Source organism: Streptomyces shenzhenensis (genome assembly GCF_003688995.1).
GTDB classification, from domain to species: domain Bacteria; phylum Actinomycetota; class Actinomycetes; order Streptomycetales; family Streptomycetaceae; genus Streptomyces; species Streptomyces shenzhenensis_A.
This window is the reverse complement of sequence record NZ_PENI01000123.1, coordinates 1-572: the sequence shown is the minus strand read 5'-3', so window position 1 is coordinate 572 and position 572 is coordinate 1. Positions and strand designations below refer to the sequence as shown.

Annotated in this window: 1 protein-coding gene; it reads right to left on the bottom strand. The window is 72.2% G+C overall.

All coding sequences use genetic code 11. From position 1 onward, the window contains the following. Positions 1-519, bottom strand: a 519-nt coding sequence (locus CTZ28_RS46470; protein ID WP_259472128.1) for an ABC transporter transmembrane domain-containing protein, incomplete at its 3' end; no start/stop codon positions are given. Positions 520-572 lie beyond the last annotated feature (53 nt).

Sequence of the window (572 nt, the reverse complement as noted above, 5' to 3'; positions counted from 1 at the left end):
GAGCAGCAGCAGGGCCCATACGACACCGATCGCGAGCTGCGGTACGGCCTCGCGCATGGCGTTGGCGAGGCGGTCGACGTCGGTGGTGATACGGGAGAGCAGGTCGCCGGTGCCCGCCCGTTCCAGCACGCCGGGCGGCAGGCCGACCGAGCGGACGAGGAAGTCCTCGCGCAGGTCGGCGAGCATCCGTTCGCCGAGCATGGCGCCGCGCAGCCGCACCTGCCGGACGAACACCGCCTGTACGGCGAGCGCCAGCAGGAACAGGCCGGTGGTGAGGCCGAGGTGCAGCTCCCGGCTTCCGTCCGACAGCCGCTGGACCAGGTCGCCGAGCAGATAGGGGCCGGTCATGGACGCGATCACGGCCACCGTGTTCACGGTGATCAGCAGCAGGAAGGCCCGGCGGTGCCGGCGGAACAGCTCGGAGACGTAGGCCCGTACGGTCGCGGCCGTGCCGACGGGCAGGGTGGTGGCGGTCGTCGGTGCCGCAGGGTCGTGGGCCGGTGGTGCGACGCCGATCATGCGCTCTCCTCGATCTCTGCCAGCTCGCCGAGCGCGTCCAGCAGCGCCTCCTC